Source organism: Halorubrum sp. F4 (genome assembly GCF_027257195.1).
Taxonomy (GTDB): domain Archaea; phylum Halobacteriota; class Halobacteria; order Halobacteriales; family Haloferacaceae; genus Halorubrum.
Map to the genome: position 1 here is coordinate 1 of NZ_JAPDFS010000046.1, position 1774 is coordinate 1774.

The window sequence follows — 1774 nt, forward strand, 5'->3', positions numbered from 1 at the left end:
GAGGCTGGGGAGGCGTGAGGTGCAGGGCGGCTGCGGAGGGTGGGATTCAAAGGGGCAGCCGTGAGGACGACGCTTGACGACGCAAGCACCGCAACGAGGGAGCGATAGCGACCGAGTGAGGCGCGCAGCGAGTCATGCGAGTCGTCGCGGCTGGGGCTTTGGGGATGGTCACCGCGCCAGCAACGACCCCGGTCCAATCACCCCCACATACCACGAAACTACCATCCTACAAGCAGCTCGATCCATCGATTCATTCACCCACAATAAGACTGAAAATAATCACTTTCGAACCGTTCTATGGAGTCTTAGTGCTGAACGACCACGCCTTCCCGCCGGAGCGGTTAACTCGCCGGCCGTGAGTACACCCGAGTGATGAACGACGCGACCGGTCGGGGACGCGCGACGCTCGTCGAGGACGACGTCGAGTTCGACGGACGGGACGCGGTCCTGCTCCGCGAGATAGCCCGAACGGGCTCGGTCGCGCGGGCGGCCGCCGATCTCGGCCGGTCGCGGGCGCGAGCGCTCTCGCGGATCGACGCACTCGAGGCCGCCTTCGGCGACCTCGTGGAGCGGCAGCGGGGCGGGAGCGGCGGCGGCGGGAGCCGTCTGACCGACCGCGGAAGCCGGGTCCTCGAACGATACGATCGGCTGTCGGCCGCGATCGAGGCGACCGCCGGCGTTCCGGAGACGGTCCTCGCGGGAACGGTAGGGAGGATCGACGGCGAACTGGCCGCGGTCGAGACGCCGATCGGAACGGTGTGGGGGCTCCATGAGGGGGTGACGGCCGACGACCGGGTCCAGGTGCGGATCGGTGCGGACGCCGTGACGGTCCGGTCGGCCGGAGCCGACGGGGAGCCGACCGCGACGAGCGAGCGGAACCGGCGTCGCGGCCGGGTCGAAGCGGTCGAGCGCGGCGAGACGGTCCACGCGGTCCGGATCCGCGTCGACGACACGACGATCCGGGCGCTCGTCACCGACGGGAGCGCCGAACGCCTGGGGATACGACCGGGAACGGACGTGTGGATCGCCTGGAAGGCGACCGCGACGCGGCTGGTGGAGGGGGTCGACGGCGCGGCCGAGGAGGTCGACGATGCGGCCGAGGAAGTCGGCGATGCGTCCGATAGCGACCGATGAACCGACTGCCAGCCGACCCGGTACGTTTACCCCGATCGCCGGCCGCGGGTGGGACATGAGCCTCGAAGCCACCGTCGCGGCTCCGTTCAAGCGACACGCCGCGGAGCGGCTGGGCGAGGGCGAGTTCGTCGTCGCGCTCTCGCTGGAACGGGAGTGGTTCTCGCCGGACCAGGCGAAGCGACTCGTCGACGTGGCCGTCGGACGCGGGCTCGTCGACGAGGACGACGGCGAGCTGGTCGCGCGCTTCGACCCCGACGAGGTCGTCGTCCCGGAGGACTTCGAACCCGACGAGGACGTGTTGCGCGAGCAGTCCACCTTCGAGACCGCCCTCGACGCCGTCGTCTCGGCGGGCGTCGAGAAGCAGCGGGCGGTCGCCGGGATCAACGAACGCCAGCGCGCGCTGGCGGTGACGATCGAGGCGGCCGCCGTCCTCTACGCGAAGGAGCAGGGCGCGCGCGTCGACCACCTCGTCGAAGACGTTCGTGCGGAGCTCGCGGGGGGCGAGTGATGGTCGAGGACCGACTGACCGACGGCGTCCGGATCGGCCAGCTGTTCGCCTCCGAGGTGACCGGCAACCGTGGACGTCTTCGGCGGCTCGCCGTGACGGACGCCGACCCCGACGTGGAACCGACCGCCGACG

At 70.4% G+C, this 1774-nt stretch carries 2 protein-coding genes; both read left to right on the forward strand.

What is annotated here, in order from left to right:
* The first annotated feature begins 372 nt into the window (after positions 1 to 372).
* A complete protein-coding gene (locus OKW78_RS16615; RefSeq protein ID WP_281196162.1) occupies positions 373 to 1134 on the forward strand; it encodes a TOBE domain-containing protein in 762 nt (253 codons plus the stop codon).
* A gap of 55 nt (positions 1135 to 1189) precedes the next feature.
* Positions 1190 to 1642 carry a DUF2240 family protein gene (locus OKW78_RS16620; RefSeq protein ID WP_281196163.1) on the forward strand — a complete coding sequence of 151 codons (453 nt, stop codon included), beginning with the start codon at positions 1190 to 1192 and terminating at the stop codon, positions 1640 to 1642.
* Positions 1643 to 1774 lie beyond the last annotated feature (132 nt).

Coding starts and splice junctions, on each gene's coding strand:
- OKW78_RS16615 (WP_281196162.1), top strand. CDS start 373: ATGAACGACGCGACCGGTCGGGGACGCGCGACGCTCGTCGAGGACGAC.
- OKW78_RS16620 (WP_281196163.1), top strand. CDS start 1,190: ATGAGCCTCGAAGCCACCGTCGCGGCTCCGTTCAAGCGACACGCCGCG.